The organism is Bradyrhizobium sp. AZCC 1588 (assembly GCF_036924735.1).
Classification (GTDB): domain Bacteria; phylum Pseudomonadota; class Alphaproteobacteria; order Rhizobiales; family Xanthobacteraceae; genus Bradyrhizobium.
Map to the genome: position 1 here is coordinate 2,612,833 of NZ_JAZHSC010000001.1, position 16,097 is coordinate 2,628,929.

The 16,097-nt window shown below is 64.2% G+C and carries 10 protein-coding genes and 1 pseudogene; 6 read left to right on the forward strand and 5 right to left on the reverse strand.

Annotated elements, in window-relative coordinates:
- Positions 1-12 precede the first annotated feature (12 nt).
- Entirely contained in the window at positions 13-1,227 is a 1,215-nt protein-coding gene (locus V1277_RS12260; protein WP_334416366.1) for an MFS transporter, read from the forward strand.
- Positions 1,228-1,315: 88 nt separating this feature from the next.
- Positions 1,316-3,057: pseudogene (locus V1277_RS12265) on the forward strand (N-acyl-D-amino-acid deacylase family protein).
- A 104-nt stretch (positions 3,058-3,161) separates the two neighbouring features.
- Here V1277_RS12265 and V1277_RS12270 read toward each other — a convergent pair.
- Together V1277_RS12270 and V1277_RS12275 are read right to left on the reverse strand one after the other, a co-directional pair.
- Positions 3,162-3,665, reverse strand: coding sequence for a glutathione S-transferase family protein (locus V1277_RS12270; RefSeq protein ID WP_334416367.1), 504 nt, complete (start codon positions 3,663-3,665; stop codon positions 3,162-3,164).
- A gap of 160 nt (positions 3,666-3,825) precedes the next feature.
- On the reverse strand, positions 3,826-5,112 hold the full coding sequence (locus V1277_RS12275) for an MFS transporter (protein ID WP_334416368.1): 1,287 nt from the start codon (positions 5,110-5,112) through the stop codon (positions 3,826-3,828).
- Positions 5,113-5,371: 259 nt separating this feature from the next.
- Here V1277_RS12275 and V1277_RS12280 point away from each other — a divergent pair, with 259 nt between their 5' ends.
- From V1277_RS12280 to V1277_RS12295, 4 genes are read left to right on the forward strand one after another with little or no spacing between them, the layout of a single operon-like run.
- Complete coding sequence (locus V1277_RS12280; protein WP_334420353.1) at positions 5,372-6,058, forward strand: ABC transporter ATP-binding protein; 687 nt, start codon at positions 5,372-5,374, stop codon at positions 6,056-6,058.
- On the forward strand, positions 6,055-8,517 hold the full coding sequence (locus V1277_RS12285; RefSeq protein ID WP_334416369.1) for an ABC transporter permease: 2,463 nt from the start codon (positions 6,055-6,057) through the stop codon (positions 8,515-8,517). Before V1277_RS12280 ends, V1277_RS12285 begins: the two co-directional genes overlap by 4 nt.
- Positions 8,507-9,589 carry a lipocalin-like domain-containing protein gene (locus tag V1277_RS12290; protein WP_334416370.1) on the forward strand — a complete coding sequence of 361 codons (1,083 nt, stop codon included), beginning with the start codon at positions 8,507-8,509 and terminating at the stop codon, positions 9,587-9,589. The genes V1277_RS12285 and V1277_RS12290 overlap by 11 nt, the downstream gene beginning before the upstream one ends.
- Before the next feature lie 30 nt (positions 9,590-9,619).
- Positions 9,620-10,009, forward strand: a complete 390-nt coding sequence (locus V1277_RS12295) for an MAPEG family protein (protein ID WP_334416371.1) — start codon at positions 9,620-9,622, stop codon at positions 10,007-10,009.
- A 156-nt stretch (positions 10,010-10,165) separates the two neighbouring features.
- Here the strand turns inward: V1277_RS12295 and V1277_RS12300 are convergent, their stop codons facing one another.
- The 3 genes from V1277_RS12300 to V1277_RS12310 form a co-directional block, all read right to left on the reverse strand.
- Complete coding sequence (locus tag V1277_RS12300) at positions 10,166-11,359, reverse strand: ABC transporter substrate-binding protein (RefSeq protein WP_334416372.1); 1,194 nt, start codon at positions 11,357-11,359, stop codon at positions 10,166-10,168.
- A gap of 278 nt (positions 11,360-11,637) precedes the next feature.
- Positions 11,638-14,790 (reverse strand): efflux RND transporter permease subunit, encoded by a 3,153-nt coding sequence (locus tag V1277_RS12305; protein WP_334416373.1) that lies wholly within the window; start codon positions 14,788-14,790, stop codon positions 11,638-11,640.
- The gene (locus tag V1277_RS12310; protein WP_442894476.1) at positions 14,787-15,998 is read right to left on the reverse strand and encodes an efflux RND transporter periplasmic adaptor subunit; all 1,212 of its coding nucleotides are present in this window, start codon (positions 15,996-15,998) and stop codon (positions 14,787-14,789) included. The genes V1277_RS12305 and V1277_RS12310 overlap by 4 nt, the downstream gene beginning before the upstream one ends.
- Between the last annotated feature and the right edge of the window lie 99 nt (positions 15,999-16,097).

A 16,097-nucleotide genomic window follows, 5' to 3' on the forward strand; every position in this document is an offset into this window, starting at 1 on the left:
TTTTGAGCTGACATGGTCGATATTCTGGCCGCACCGCAACAAGCCAAAGCGGACACTTCGCTGCGCACGCTCGCGGCGATTTCGGTCGCCCATTGGGTCAGCCATTTCCATCTGTTTGTGTTGCCGATGCTGTTTCCGTTCCTGAAGGAGCAGTTGGGCGTCGGCTACATTGAGCTCGGCTTCGCGCTCACGGTGTTCGGCGTCGTCTCCGGCCTGACGCAGGCCCCGATCGGCTATCTCGCCGACCACATTGGCGCACGAAAAGTGCTGCTTATCGGCCTGACCGTCGGCGGCCTCGCGCTGATCATGCTCGGCCTGCACCTGAGCTACGTCTCGCTGATCATCTCGGCCGCGCTGCTTGGCCTTGCCAACAGCGTTTATCACCCCTGCGACTATGCGATCCTGTCGACACATATGGATGAAGCGCGGATGGGCCGGGCGTTTTCGGTCCATACCTTTGCGGGTTTTCTTGGCGGTGCGGTGGCACCCACGATCATGCTCATGCTGGTGACAGCCGTCGGCGGGCTCGGCGCGCTGATCGTGGCCGGCGCGGTGGGACCAGTGGCGGCACTGCTATTGATCGCGGTCAGAATTCCCGATGCCAGTTCGGCCGATCGCAAGGCCGATGACCCTGCAGCGCCGCAGCAGAGCATCGTGACGCCTGCGATCATCGTGCTGACGATCTTCTTCATGCTGCTCGGCCTGTCCAGCGCCGGCATCAGCAATTTCGGCGTCGTTGCGCTGATGAGCGGCTATGGCGTGACGATCTCGGCCGCCAACGTCGCGCTGACCGCCTATCTCGGCGCCAGCGCGGCCGGCGTGCTCGCCGGCGGCTATCTCGCCGACCGCACCAAGCGGCATGGCAATGTCGCCGCTGCGTGCTTTGCCATCAACGCCATCATCATTACAATCATTGCGACGATCAATTTGCCATCGGTGGTGCTGACCGCTGCGATGGGGCTGGCCGGATTCCTCGGCGGCGTCATCGCCCCCTCGCGCGACATGCTGGTGCGCAACGCGGCTCCTGCGGGCGCCGCGGGCCGCGCCTTCGGCATCGTCTCCACAGGCTTTAATTTCAGCGGCATACTCTCCCCGTTATTGTTCGGCTGGATCATGGACCAGAGCTTGCCACATTGGGTATTCGGCGCCTCAGTCGCCTTCATGGTGCTGACGGTGCTGCTGGCGCTGGTGACCGACCGCAAACCGGCGGTCCCGAAGCCGCTGTAATGCATTCCTGAGCGTCATCCCCGCCGGTTGACAGCATCCGATGAGGTCGGATGATGCGGCAACAAAACCAAAAAGCGGGATGGAAGCCATGACCTCGACCCCCGACCTCGTGATCCGCAGCGGCACAATTGCCGATGGCAAGGGTGGCGACTTGTTCGAAGCCGACGTGGCGATTGCAGGCGGCCGCATCACCGAAGTCGGCAAGGTCGCCGCGAAGGGCAAGGAGGAAATCGACGCCCGCGGCAAGCTGGTCACGCCGGGCTTCGTCGACGTCCACACCCATTATGACGGCCAGGTCACCTGGAGCCAGGACATCACGCCCTCCTCGCAGAACGGCGTCACCACAGCGATCATGGGAAATTGCGGCGTCGGTTTTGCGCCGTGCCGTCCGGCCGACCATGTCCGGCTGATTCAATTGATGGAAGGCGTCGAGGATATTCCCGAGCCGGTGCTGAGCGCCGGCATTCCATGGGCGTGGGAAAGCTTTCCGGATTACATGGAGTGGCTGTCGAAAAGAAGCTTCGACATGGACATCGGCGCGCAACTGCCGCACGCGGCCTTGCGCGTCTATGTGATGGGCGAGCGCGGCGCGCGCCGCGATCCCTCGACATCAGACGACAACAAGGCGATGGCGGCCTTGGCTGCCGATGCCGTGCGGGCCGGCGCGCTCGGCTTCTCGACCTCGCGCACGCTCAACCACCGCACCTCGACCGGCGATTTCACGCCGACGCTGAAAGCCGGTGAGGACGAACTGACCGCGATCGCGGCGGCGATGCATGCGCAGGGCCGCAGCGTCTTTCAGTTCGTGCTCGATCTCTCCGGCATCGACGAAGACCTGCCGATGATGCTGCGGGTCGCCGAGAACACCAAAATCCCGGTGTCGTTCTCGATCACCCAGAACGACAAGGCGCCGCAGCGCTGGCGCCAGACGCTCGACACCATCAGGGAGGCCTCGGTGCGCGGCCTGTCGATCACCGCGCAGATCGCCGCCCGCCCGGTCGGACTGATGCTCGGACTCGAACTGTCGCGCAATCCGTTCCAGACCACCCGAGTTATCAGGCGATCGCGCATCTGCCGCTCGCCGAGCGGCTCGCCCGCCTGCGCCAGCCCGAAGTGCGCAAGGCAATCCTGAGCGAGCACGCCACCGCGACCGACGATCCGCTGTTCTTCCGGCCGAACTACGACAAGATGTACCTGCTCGGAAATCCGCCGGACTACGAGCAGCCGCCGGAGAATACGTTGGGTGCGCAGGCCCGCCGCCAGGGCAAGCAACCGGAAGAACTCGCCTATGATGCGATGCTGACGGATGACGGCCGCGGCATGCTCTACGTGCCGTTCCTCAACTATGCCGACGGCAATCTCGATGCTGTCAGCGAGATGCTGCGCGATCCCAATGCCGTGCCGGGGCTATCCGACGGCGGCGCCCACTGCGGCATCATCTGCGACGCCAGTTTCCCGACCTATCTCTTGACGCACTGGACGCGCGACCGCACCCGCGGTGAAAAACTGTCGATCCCGTTCGTGGTCGCCGCGCAATCGCGCAAGACCGCGCTCTCGGTCGGCCTCTACGACCGCGGTGTAATCGCGCCCGGCTTCAAGGCCGACGTCAACGTGATCGATTACGACCGCCTGCATCTGCATCCGCCAAAAGTGCATTACGACCTGCCGGTCGGTGGCCGCCGCCTGATGCAGCAGGTCGACGGCTACGACGCCACCATCGTCTCCGGCGTGGTGACGCAGCGCGCCGGTAAAGCCACCGACGCCCGCCCGGGCAAACTGGTGCGCGGCACGCAGGGCTCAAAGCCGCAGTTCGACGCGGCGGCGAGTTGAGCGTGGCCCCGGGCGGAGCGAAGCGTAACCCCGGGGACCTCACACGCGGATCGGCTGAACCCGGATTGCGCTTCGCTCGATCCGGGCTACGAAACTCTGCAGGGTTATGCGGGTCGGAGCATCGAGAGCCGCAGATCCGATCCCACCGGCATCAGTTCGTAAGGCGGCTTCCAGCCCGGCAGCGCCGCGAGGCGCTCGCGCCAGGCATGGAGCGCCGGAAAATCCGCCGCGATGTCGAAGCCGGTCTCCTCCTTGGGGTAATACACATATCCCGCCATCGAAAAATCCACGATGGTGGGCTTGTCTCCGAGCATGAAGGCGCGATCGGCGAGATGCTTTTCGGCGATCGCAAAGCTCGCCTCGGTACGCGAGCGCAGGAACGACAGGATGGCCGGATGCACCGGCTCCGGCATGAATGACCTCTGAAACCGGTGCATCGCATGGTTGTTCGTGAACTTGTGATTATCGAACATGATCCAGCGCAAGGCCTCGTATCGCTGGTCAGCGCTGGGCGCAAACTTGCCGGTGGTTTCCGCGAGCCAAATCAGGATCGCGCCCGACTGCGACATAAGCTGCCCGTCGACTTCGAGCACCGGGACCTCGCCCATGGCGTTCGTAGTTGCCCGCCAGCCGGATCGCGGGTCTGGCCGCCGGCAAAATCCACCCCCACCGGCTCCCAGTCGAGGCCGGCGCAATTCATATAGAGCGCCAGCTTGTAGGAATTGCCGGAGGCGCCAATGCAATGAAGCCGGTAGCGCGCCATTTGCGTCACGCGAATTTCGGCTGTGCCGCGGCTTGCGCCATCAGCCTTGCGCGTTCCGTGTTCGGCCACAGCAGCAACAGGCCGAGCAACCCAGAACCCGCCATGATCACGGCGTTGATGGTGAAGCCGGTCATGTAACCGTCGAGCGGCACCGCCGCATTCTGAATCACGGCGCCCATCACGAACGGCGCGATCATTCCCGCCACTGTATAGATCGCGCCATAGATTGCGATCACGGCGCCGCGCTGTTTCACCGGTGTGAACTCGCCGAGCATCGGCGGGCAGACCACATAGATCGAGCCGCACAGCCCGGACCCGACCACGAGGAACGCAATCTGCCATCCAGCGCCATTGACATAGGGCAGCACGGTAAGGATGGCCCCGCCGACGATCAGCGGCACCGAGCCGAGCACACCGCGCGCACCGCGCGTCGTGTAACCGCGCGTCAGCATCACCTGCGAAACCCAGCCGGTCAGCAGCACGACGGCCGCGCCGAACACCCAGGGTAAAACCGAAATCCAGCCTGCATCCGTCTGCGAGAAGCCGAGCCCCTTGACGATGAACGGCGTGAACCAGGTGAGCCCGAGCGACAGCGCCCAATAGGCGCCGAAGGTCGCGGCGACGCAGCCGATGAATGTGCGCGAAGTCAGGAGCTGCAAATACGGAACGCGCGGATCGGTTGCAGCCGTTGTAACGGTGTGAACCAGCGGCCCTTCCTTGCCCATGACCAGCCACGCCGCAGCCCACATCAGGCCGACGATACCGAGCGCGCCGAACGCATAGTGCCAGCTATGATTGACGATGATCCAGTTCAGTGCGGGCACCGCGAGGATCACCCCGAACGCCGAACCCTGCGAAAGGATCGCGGTGGGTAGCGTCCGCTTTTCGTCAGGAAACCACTTGTAGACCGCGTGCGCCGCTACCGCGAACGCAGGCCCCTCCCCGGCACCAAGGATGATGCGGCAGATCACGAGCGTCGTAAAACCGACCGTGCCGACCATCGGAAACTGCGCCACCGACCAGATCACCGCCATCGCGAGCAGCACCCAGCGGGTATCGATGCGGTTGACGATGAAGCCGACGACGATGGCCGAGATGGAAAACAGGAAAAAGAACGAGGAGCCGAGAAAACCGAACTGTTCTGGCGAGAGCTTCAGCTCATCCATGATCGGGGCGCCGGCGAGCCCGACGACGATCTTGTCGGCAAAGTTCACCAGCATGAACAGAAACAGCAGGAAGGTGATTTTCCAAGCGCCCTTGGGCGTACCCTTGGGCGTCGCTTGCGCGGTCATGGCTGCTTTCCCCGTTTATCTTTGCTGGCTCTGTAGGATCGGCCGGTTCCAATGCTACAAGGCGGCTTGCGGGCAAGGCAACCGCGATTTTCGCAAATGCCCGCCGTGCAACTGCCGGCTGGTGCGACAGGCGCACGCCACAACCGGATCACGATCGCGGCGCGACGCGATTGAGGCCGTGATCGGGGACGCGTGCCCTGATATGTTGCATGCCATCGCGTCGGGGGAGTTTCATGGTCAGATCGGTCCATCATCGCGCATGACTAAATACAATCCCAGTGCGACCGGCCCCGTGCTGCACGTGACCGGCCTGACCAAGAGCTACCGCACCGCCGGCGAAGAGGTCGCGGTGCTGCGCGGCGTGAACCTGACGGTCGCTGCCGGTGAGAGCGTCGCACTCACCGGCGAATCCGGCAGCGGCAAGAGCACGCTCTTGCACCTGATCGCCGGGCTCGATGCGGCCGACGGCGGCGAGATCACGCTGGCAGATGCGCAGGTCTCCGAACTCACGGATGCCGGCCGGGCGGAAATGCGCCGCGACCGGCTCGGCCTGGTGTTTCAGCAATTCAACCTGGTCCCAAGCCTCACGGTGGAAGACAACCTCGTTTTCCAGGCTCGCATCGCCGGCCGTCACGATGCGGCCTGGCACCACGAACTGGTGGAGCGGCTCGGGCTCGGCCGCTTCCTGAAGCGCTATCCCGAGCAATTGTCCGGCGGTCAGCAACAACGCGTCGCAATCGGCCGGGCATTGGCGGTCAAGCCGCTATTGCTGCTCGCAGACGAGCCGACCGGCAATCTCGACGAGGACACGGCGGACGAAGTGCTGGCTCTGGCGCGCGACCTGGTGACGCGCAGCGGCTGCGGTTTTCTGTTGGTGACGCACAGCGCGCGGCTCGCCGCAACGCTCGACCGCCAGGTCAACCTCCATGCCGGGGTGATCGCGTGAAACGCGCACTGTGGACGCTGGCCGTGCTGCTGAGCCATTGGCGGCGTCATCCGATGCAGTTGGCGACCCTGCTGATCGGGTTGATCTCGGCGACCGCGCTATGGAGCGGCGTACAGGCGCTCAATCAGCAGGCGCGCACCTCCTACGATCGCGCTGCCGCTACGTTTGGCGGTACGCGCACCGCCATGCTGGTCGCCCGCAACGGCGTAAGCTTTCCGCAAGAACTTTTTGTCGAGTTGCGCCGCGCCGGCTGGCCGGTCTCGCCGGTGCTGGAAGGCCGCATCCAGATCGAGGGACGGTCATTCCGGCTGCTCGGCATCGAACCCGTTACGCTGCCCGCCGAAGTCGGCAACGCGCCGACGATCGGCAAAGCCAGCCTGCAAACCTTCATGACGCCGCCGGGCGAGATGCTGGTGGCACCGGAAACGCTTTCCGACCTCAAGCTCGCGGAGGGCGCCCGCCCACAGGGCGATGGCGGCGCACCGCTGCCACCGCTTCGCGTGCAGCCAAACCTGGTGCCCGGCGTGCTGGTCGTCGACATCGGCATTGCGCAGAACCTCCTAAAGATGCCGGACCAACTTTCGCGGCTCCTGATCGGCAAGGCGACAGGGCGGCACCCGCCGCTCGAAAGCGTTGCCGGCGACAAGCTTCGGCTGGTCGAAGCCGATGCGGAAACCGACCTCGAACGCCTCACCGACAGTTTTCACCTGAACCTGACCGCGTTCGGGTTGCTGTCGTTCTTTGTCGGCCTGTTCATCGTCAATTCGGCGATCGGGCTCGCCTTCGAGCAGCGGCTGCCGACCTTACGCACCTTGCGCGCCTGCGGTGTCTCGGCGCGGATGATGAACGCCGTGCTGGTGCTTGAGCTGGTGTCGCTGGCGCTGGCCGCGGGGCTGATCGGACTCGTGTGCGGTTACTTCATCGCCGGTGCGCTGCTGCCTGACGTCGCCGCATCGCTGCGCGGGCTCTATGGCGCGCAGATTCCGGGATATCTGACGCTCAAGCCGCAATGGTGGATCGCGGGCATCGCCATCAGCATTTTGGGCGCGCTCGCAGCGGCCGCCGCCAGCCTGACCAAGGCGCTGCGGCTGCCGCTGCTCGCCGCCGCCCAGCCCTTCGCCTGGCAACAGGCGCAGCGGCGCTGGCTGACTTACCAGAGCGCGCTGGCACTCGCGGCGTTCGCAGCGGCTGGCGGCTTTTTGTGGTTTGGCGATTCCCTGATTTCGGGCTTTGCCGTGCTCGCTGCATTGATGCTTGGCGCAGCGCTGATCCTGCCGATGTTTCTGGAAATCGTGCTGTCGCTTGGCCAGCGCTATGCACGAGCCCCGCTCGGAATCTGGTTCTGGGCCGATAGCCGCCAGCAATTGTCGGGATTGTCGCTCGCTTTGATGGCGCTGTTGCTCGCGTTGGCGGTGAATGTCGGCGTCTCCACCATGGTCGAGAGTTTTTCCCGCACGTTTCTGGTCTGGCTGGACGGGCGGCTCGCGGCAGAAATTTATGTAAACGCCGCCAACGACGCGCAGGCACATGAGATCAAGGCGTGGCTGCGCGAACGCCCCGAGGTCGAGGCGATCCTGCCCGGTGGCCGCGCCGATACGCAATTGGCGGGCGCGCCGCTCGAGGTGCTGGGCCTGTCCGATCACGCCACCTATCGCGACAACTGGCCGCTGCTGCAATCGACTGACGATGCCTGGGTCAAGCTTCGCCCCGGCGATGCGGCGCTCGTCAGCGAACAACTGGCGCGACGGCTGCACCTCTCCCTCGGCGACCGTATCGAGGTGCCCGCCTCGGGCGGAAACTGGACGCTCAACGTGGTCGGCATCTATGCCGATTACGGCAACCCCAAGAGTCAGATCGCGGTGAACTTCGCCGCGCTGACGCGGCGCTTTCCGGAAATCCCGCTGACGCGCATGGGACTGCGGGTCGCCCCGCCAAAGATCCCGGCGTTGATCTCGGCCCTGCAGGAGAAGTTCGGCCTCGACGATCGCAATGTCGCCGACCAGGCGACGATGAAGGCGGAATCGACGCGGATCTTCAACCGCACTTTCTCGGTCACGGCGGCGCTGAACGCCTTTACGCTCGGCGTCGCCGGCGTGGCGCTGTTGACGAGCCTCTTGACGCTTGCCAATTCCCGCCTGCCGCAACTGGCCCCATTATGGGCGATCGGCGTTACGCGGCGGCGGCTCGCGGCCATCGAACTGCTGAAGACGACCTCGGTGGCGCTCATCACCACCATCTTTGCGCTTCCGCTGGGTTTGCTGGTCGCGTGGTGCCTGCTCGCGATCGTCAACGTCAAGGCGTTCGGTTGGCGGTTGCCGTTTCATGTCTTTCCGATGCAATTGCTCTGGCTCACCGGCGTCGCGATGACGGCGGCGGTTGCGGCCTCAGCGCTCCCCGTCATCAGACTGGCGCGCATGCAGCCGACCAGCCTGATCAGGATCTTTGCCAATGAGCGGTAGCGGCCTCATTACCCGCCGCGGTTTCATTGGCGGCACACTCTTAGCCGGATTCGGCGGCGAGGCACTCGCGCAGGGCTTTGCCGGTCTTGGCGAAAGCGCGGATGGATTTGCACCGGTCGTGCCGGGCAGGACATTTGCTTTTCCCGCCGACCACGGACCGCACCCGGAATTCCGCGTCGAGTGGTGGTATGTGACGGCCAATCTCACTGACGTACGCGGAGCGGCCTACGGCGCCCAATGGACGCTGTTTCGCCAGGCGATCGCGCCAGGCGGGCCGCAGCAGGGCTGGGCCAACCAGCAGATATGGATGGGCCATGCCGCCGTCACGCGCGAAGATGCCCATCGCTTCAGCCAGACGTTCGCGCGCGGCGGTGTCGGCCAGGCCGGCGTCGAGGCCAACCCGTTTCACGCCTGGATCGATGCCTGGGAGATGCGCGCCCTCGATTCCGTGAATGACGACAATATCGCGCTGGAACTGAAAGCATCGGGCGCCGACTTCAGCTACACGCTGCGCCTGGATGCGGATCGGCCGCTGGTGCTGCAGGGCGATGGCGGCTACAGCCGCAAATCGCTGCGCGAACAGGCCTCCTATTACTACAGCCAGCCGCATTATGCGGCGACGGGCATCCTCACCATTGACGACAGGCCTATCGACGTCACCGGCACGGCCTGGCTCGATCGCGAGTGGAGCAGCCAGCCGCTCGCCGCGGATCAAAGCGGATGGGACTGGCTCTCGCTGCATTTCAACGCCGGCGACAAATTGATGCTGTACCGGATGCGCCAGACCGACGGCCAGCATTATGGCTCGGGCAAATGGATCGCGCCCGACGGCACGGCCGAGCAACTCGCCTCCGCGGATATCGCCATGACGCCGCTCGCGTTCACCGAGATTGGGGCGCGAAAAATTCCGACCACATGGCGCATCGAGGTTCCGAGCAAGGCGCTCAAGATCGAGTGCACGCCGCTCAATCCCCGGAGCTGGATGGGCACGAGCTTCCCCTATTGGGAAGGCCCGATTCGCTTCGCAGGCAGCCACACGGGGGTGGGCTATCTGGAAATGACGGGCTATTAAGCGCGCGCACGAAACAGGGGAGTCTCAGCGATGTATCATCTCACCGCGCTCGTCAGCTTGCTGGCGATCCTGGTCTACTTCTATTCGTCCGTTCGTGTGGCACAGGCGCGCGGCAAATTCGGCGTCAAGCTGCCGGCGATCTCGGGCAATGAAGATTTCGAGCGCGTGTTTCGCGCGCAGATGAACACGCTGGAATGGCTGCCGATGTTTTTGCCGGCGCTATGGCTGTTCGCGATCTATATCAGCGACGGCATCGCCGCTGCGCTGGGGCTGGTCTGGGTCGTCGGTCGCATTCTCTACATATTCGGCTACGCCAAGTCGGTCCCACAACGCAGCCCCGGCTTTGCGACTCAGGCGCTGACGACGATCGCGCTGTGGGTCGGCGCATTCGGCGCGATCCTGTGGCGGCTGGTGCAGTGAGGGAGCGCGCGAATGCCGGCCAGCGTTCCCCGGATGCTGCGCAGCGCTCTTGCGGTGCGCTGCTGGTCCGGGGTCCATGCCAGCCAGGGTGGGCCCCGGCTCTGCGGTGCACCGTCGAAGAGACGCTGCACCGCGTCCGGGGCACGCTAGTTGGAATCACTTCACCAGCGGGCAGCCGGAATCCTTTGCCGCCGGGAACGCCTTGTCGCCCGGCACCACGGCGAGCTGCTTGTAGTAGTCCCACGGCTTCTTCGATTCGGACGGCTTCTTGACCTCGAACAGATAGAGGTCGTGCACCATGCGGCCGTTTTCCAGCACCTTGCCGCCTTGCGCAAAATCGTCGTCGACCGGGAGCTCCTTCAGCTTCTTCGCCACCGCCTCGGTATCCTTGGTGCCCGCGGCCTTGACTGCCTTGAGGTATTGCAGCGTCGCCGAATAGGTGCCGGCCTGGATCATGTTCGGCATGCGGCCGGTGCGCTTGAAGAAGCGTTCGGCGAGGTTGCGGCTCTTGGCGTCGCGGTCCCAGTAGTAGCCTTCGGTCAGCACCAAGCCCTGGGCGGCGTCGAGGCCGAGGCCGTGAACTTCGGCCAGCGTCAGCAACAGGCCGGCGAGCTTCTGGCCGCTCTTGACGATGCCGAATTCCGCCGCCTGCTTGATCGAGTTGGTGGTGTCGAGGCCGGCATTGGCAAGGCCGATGATCTTGGCTTTCGAACTCTGCGCCTGCAGCAGGAAGGAAGAGAAGTCCGACGAGTTCAGGGGAATGCGGACCGCGCCGAGCACCTTGCCGCCCTTCGCCCTGACGAAATCGCCGGTGTCTTTTTCCAGCGCGTGGCCGAAGGCGTAGTCGGCGGTCATGAAGAACCAGCTATCGCCGCCGGATTCCACCAGCGCACCGCCGGTGCCGTAGGCGAGCGCGTGGGTGTCGTAGGCCCAATGGAAGCCGTAAGGCTGGCAGGCGTCGCCGGTGAGGCGCGAGGTCGCAGCACCCACGACGATGTCGATCTTCTTCATCTGCCTGGAGAGATCGTGAATCGCGAGCGCAACCGAAGAGGTCGTCAGCTCCGTGATCATGTCGACGCCCTCGACCTCATACCAGCGTCGCGCGATCGCGGTGGCGAGATCCGGCTTGTTTTGATGGTCGGCGGAGACGATTTCGATCTTGTGGCCGAGCACCTCGCCGCCAAAATCCTCGATCGCCATCTTGGCCGCCTCGAACGACCACTTGCCGCCGTAATCGGCGTAGACCCCGGACTGGTCGTTCAGAATGCCGATCTTGACGCCCTGCGCCGACGCCGGCGCGGCGAGCAAAAGACCAACTGCCGCAACGGCGGCCAACAATCCCGACTTCATTCTTTTCTCCCGGAACTTTTTGTCAGAGGAACCTGGCAACACTATTCAATAACCCCACGAGTGCCCATGCATTTCAGATCAGCCAAAAGTATTGGGGAACTTGTGAAGCTGGACGCGCCAGACTTCCTCCGTCATTCCGGGGCGCGCAAAGCGCGAACCCGGAATCCATTGGCCCGCATAACCTGTGGTGAGATGGATTCTCAGATGTGCAATTGCACATCATAGTTCGCGCTTCGCGCGCCCCGGAATGACGACCGTGGTGAATGGACCTGCCGCACTCACACCGCCGTCGGCTTCTTACCCTTGCCTTCGGCGAGGTTGCGCACGATGACGTAGAAGATCGGCGTGAACACCAGGCCGAACAGCGTGACGCCAATCATGCCGAAGAACACGGCGACGCCCACCGCCTGCCGCATCTCCGAGCCCGAGCCCGACGAGATCACCAGCGGCAGCACGCCGAGAATGAAAGCGAATGACGTCATCAGGATCGGTCGCAACCGCAACCGGCAGGCTTCGATCACGGCCTCCAGCCGCGCTTTGCCCTCGAGCTCGATGTCGCGCGCGAACTCGACGATGAGAATGGCGTTCTTGGCCGCCAGCCCGACCAGCACCACGAAGCCGATCTGAGTCAGGATGTTGACGTCCTGTCCCATGATGCGCACGCCGACGGTGGCGGCGAGCAGGCACATCGGCACGATCAGGATGACTGCAAACGGCAGGCTCCACGAGCCATACTGCGCCGCCAGCACCAGATACACGAACAGCACGCAGATCGGGAACACGAGGAGGCCGGCTTGGCCGCCGGTGACCTGCTGATAGGACAGATCGGTCCATTCGAACGAGAAGCCGCTCGGCAACGTTTCCTCGGCCAGCTTCTTCATGGTCTCGATTGCGGTCGCCGAACTAGTCCCGGGCAACGTATCGCCCTGCAGTTCGGATGCGGGATAGAGATTGTAGCGCGCGACGCGGTCGGGACCGGAGATGTCGCTGAAGCTCACAACGCTGCCGAGCATCACCATGTCGCCGGCGGCATTGCGGGTGCGCAGGCGTGAGAGATCGGACGTCTCCTTGCGGAACGGCAGGTCGGCCTGCGCCGTGACGCGGTAGGTGCGGCCGAACAGGTTGAAGTCGTTGATATAGGACGAGCCGAAATAGGTCTGGATCGTATCGTTGATATTGGCGATCGGCACGCCGAGCTTCTGCGCCTTGACGCGGTCGATGTCGACGAACAGTTGCGGCGTGTTGGCGGCAAAGGTGGAGAACACCTGGGTCAGTCCGGGTGCCTTGCGCGCGGCACCGATCAATTCGTCGGTCGTGGCCGCGAGCATTTCCGAGCCACGGCCCTGGCGGTCCTGGATCCGCATGGTGAAGCCGCCGCCGGTGCCGATGCCGGGCACCGCGGGCGGCGGAATCACGATGATGAAGGCGCCCTGGATGCTTGCCAGCCGCTTGCGCAATTCGTTCGCAATCGAGGCGGACGAAAGTCCCTTCTTCGCCCTGGCCGCCGGGTCGTCAAACACTGGAAACAGTGCCGCGGCGTTGCTCGCCTGCGTCCGGGTTGCGCCCGAGAAGCCGGCGAAGGCCGGCGCGCGAACGACGCCCGGCGTATCCAGTGCGATCTTTTCGATCTCCCTGACCACTTCGGTCGTTCGCGCCAGCGAGGCGGCGCCCGGCAATTGCACGGAGACGATGACGTAGCCACGGTCCTGCGCCGGAATGAAGCCTTGCGGCGTCGTCATCAACAGCCATCCGGCGCCGCCGATCAGCGCCACGTACACCAGCAACATCACCACCGAATGCCGGATCACGAAATCGGCGGTGCTGGCATAGCCATGCGCCAACCGATCGAAGCCGCGATTGAACACGCCAGTAAAGGCGCCCCAGCCGCGGGCGATGAAATTCCAGCGCGCCGGCGGCCTCTTGTCTTCGTGCGGCTGCAGGATCAACGAGGCCAGCGCCGGCGACAGCGTCAGCGAACAGAAGCAGGAAATCGCGGTCGCGACCGCAATGGTGACGGCGAACTGCTGGAAGAACTGCCCGGAGATGCCGCCAAGGAACGCGGTCGGCACGAACACGGCGCACAGAACCAGCGCGATCGACACCAGAGCGCTGCCGACCTCCTGCATGGTGCGGAGCGCGGCGTCGCGCCGGCTCATGCCATGTTCGAGGTGACGCTCGACGTTTTCGACCACCACGATCGCGTCGTCGACCACGATGCCGACCGCCAGCACAAGGCCGAACAGCGTCAGATTGTTGATCGAGAACCCGAGCGCCGCCATCACCGCAAAGGTGCCGACCAGCGAAACCGGAATCGCGATAATCGGGATGATCGCCGGGCGCCAGCCTTGCAAAAATACCAGCACCACGATCACGACCAGCGCCATCGCCTCGTAGATCGTCTTGATCAGCTCGCTGACGGACTGCGCGATGAATTCGGTCGGGTTGTAGCCGATGTTGTAGTCGAGTCCCTTCGGGAAGCTCGCCTTCAGTTTCTCCATCGTCTTGGAAATATTCTCGGCCGTCGCCAGCGCATTCGAGCCCGGCCGCTGCGTCACCAGCATGGCGACCGCGGATTTGCGCAGCAGAAAACTGTTGGTCGAATACGCCAAAGCACCAAGTTCGATCCGCGCGACATCGCGCAGCTTGACCGTGCGCCCGTCGGCACCGGCCTTGACCACGATCTCCTCGAATTGTTTCGGGTCTTTCAGACGGCCGGTAAAGGTGAGATTCGGCGAAAAGGCGCGGTCGCCGATCGGCGGCTCCGCGATCTGACCGCCCGCGATCTGCACGTTTTGCGAGCGGATCGCCGCCACCACCTCGCCCGCCGTCAGGCCGAGCGTAGAGATCTTGTCGGGGTCGAGCCACAGCCGCATCGAATAGTCGCGCGCGCCGAAGATCTGAATGTCACCGACGCCGTCGAGCCGAAGCAACTCGTCGCGGACCTGCAACAGCGCGTAGTTGGAGATGTAGAGCTGGTCGAACGTGTCGTCCGGCGACAGCATGAACACGACCATCAGGATGTCGGGGCTGTTCTTGCGGGTAATGACGCCGTTGCGCTGCACCTCTTCGGGCAACCGCGGCTGCGCGATCGCGACGCGGTTCTGCACCAGCACCTGGGCCTTGTCGAGATCGGTGCCGAGCTTGAAGGTGACCGTGATCGTCAACTGCCCGTTCGAGGTGGCCTGGCTGTAGAGATACAGCATGTCCTCGACGCCGTTGATCTCCTGCTCGATCGGAGCGGCGACGGTGTCGGACACGGTTTGTGCGGAGGCGCCGGGATATTGCGTGGTGACCGTCACCGTCGGCGGCACCACTTGCGGATATTCGGAGACCGGCAGCGTGGTGTAGGCGATCGCGCCGACGATCAGAAGCACGATCGACAACACCATCGCCAGGATGGGCTGGTTGATGGAGAGGCGGCCGAGATTCATGTCTTGGCACCGGCCGGCTTGATGTCGCCCGGCTGTGGGCTGACCTTTGCCCCCACCCGTGCCCGTTGCAGGCCGTCGATAATGACGCGGTCTTCCGGCTTCAAGCCCTCACGGATCACGCGCAGGCCTTCGTCGAGCGGTCCGAGCGTCACCGGCTTCGCCTCGACCGTATTGTCGTCCTTGACGACAAAAACGATCTTGCGCGACTGGTCGGTCGCGACAGCCGTGTCCGGCAGCAGCAGCGCCTCATAAGGCCCGCTGCCGACGATCCGGACGCGGCCGAACTGTCCGGGTAGGATCGAGAGATCCTTGTTCGGGATCACGGCGCGGCTGCGCAACGTACCCGTCGAGACGTCCAGGCGGTTATCGAGGAAATCCATCTTGCCCTCATGCGAGGGCTTGGTCTCGCCGGTCAGCGTCACCTGGACCGGGTTCGGCGTGTCGCGCGAACTCGGCCGCCTGCCTTCGAACCAGAGCCGGCTGTTTCGTAAGTAAGTCGCCTCGTCGACATCGAAATAGATGTAGATCGGGTCGAGCGAGACGATCGAGGTGAGCAGCGTGGCGCCGCCCTCGGAGCCCTGCACGAGATTGCCAGGCGTCACGAGATGGCGGCTGACGCGGCCGGTGATCGGCGCCATCACATGGGTGAACTCGATGTTGAGCTTGGCGGCCTTGAGTGCGCCTTCGGCCTGCATCTCCGCGGCGCGCGCCGCCTGCAGGGTCTGGCGGCGCTGGTCCACGACGGAATCGGACACCGCCTGGGTTTGATTCAATGTCAGCGCGCGGTCGAGTTCGCGCTTGGCGAGCTCCGCTCTCGCGCGCGCATCGGACAACTGCCCATCGGCCTGTTCGGCGACCGCCTCGAACGGACGCGCGTCGATCACGTACAGCAGATCGCCTGAGCGCACGATCGCGCCGTCGCGGAATTCGACGCTGGTCACGAACCCGCCGACGCGGGCGCGAACCTGGACCTCCTGGATTGCCTCGAAGCGGCCGGTGAATTCATCCCAATCGGTGACGGTACGTTTCACCGGCTGCGAGACCGTGACCGATGGCGCCGCCGCAGCCGGCTGTTGCGGCGGCTTGTCGCCACAGGCAGACAGCGCAAGCGCGAGCAATGGGGGCAACCATTTGAGACCGCGAAGTGAGTGACCATCACGGCTTGTCGCAGCCGGACGTTTCAATGGCTCAGTCGTGCTCAATCCCATCTCCCCCTGCATCCTCAACATCCTGATTGATGGAAAAAGCTTGCCGTGGAACTTAGTGGCGGAGGCCACAGATGTGATTGGTTCCCAGTCTCGTCAAGA

Bases quoted from the DNA above. Each gene is read 5' to 3' on its own strand.
- V1277_RS12260 (WP_334416366.1), top strand. From the start codon at position 13: ATGGTCGATATTCTGGCCGCACCGCAACAAGCCAAAGCGGACACTTCG.
- V1277_RS12270 (WP_334416367.1), bottom strand. From the start codon at position 3,665: ATGGGCGAGGTCCCGGTGCTCGAAGTCGACGGGCAGCTTATGTCGCAG.
- V1277_RS12275 (WP_334416368.1), bottom strand. From the start codon at position 5,112: ATGACCGCGCAAGCGACGCCCAAGGGTACGCCCAAGGGCGCTTGGAAA.
- V1277_RS12280 (WP_334420353.1), top strand. From the start codon at position 5,372: ATGACTAAATACAATCCCAGTGCGACCGGCCCCGTGCTGCACGTGACC.
- V1277_RS12290 (WP_334416370.1), top strand. From the start codon at position 8,507: ATGAGCGGTAGCGGCCTCATTACCCGCCGCGGTTTCATTGGCGGCACA.
- V1277_RS12295 (WP_334416371.1), top strand. From the start codon at position 9,620: ATGTATCATCTCACCGCGCTCGTCAGCTTGCTGGCGATCCTGGTCTAC.
- V1277_RS12300 (WP_334416372.1), bottom strand. From the start codon at position 11,359: ATGAAGTCGGGATTGTTGGCCGCCGTTGCGGCAGTTGGTCTTTTGCTC.
- V1277_RS12305 (WP_334416373.1), bottom strand. From the start codon at position 14,790: ATGAATCTCGGCCGCCTCTCCATCAACCAGCCCATCCTGGCGATGGTG.
- V1277_RS12310 (WP_442894476.1), bottom strand. From the start codon at position 15,998: ATGGGATTGAGCACGACTGAGCCATTGAAACGTCCGGCTGCGACAAGC.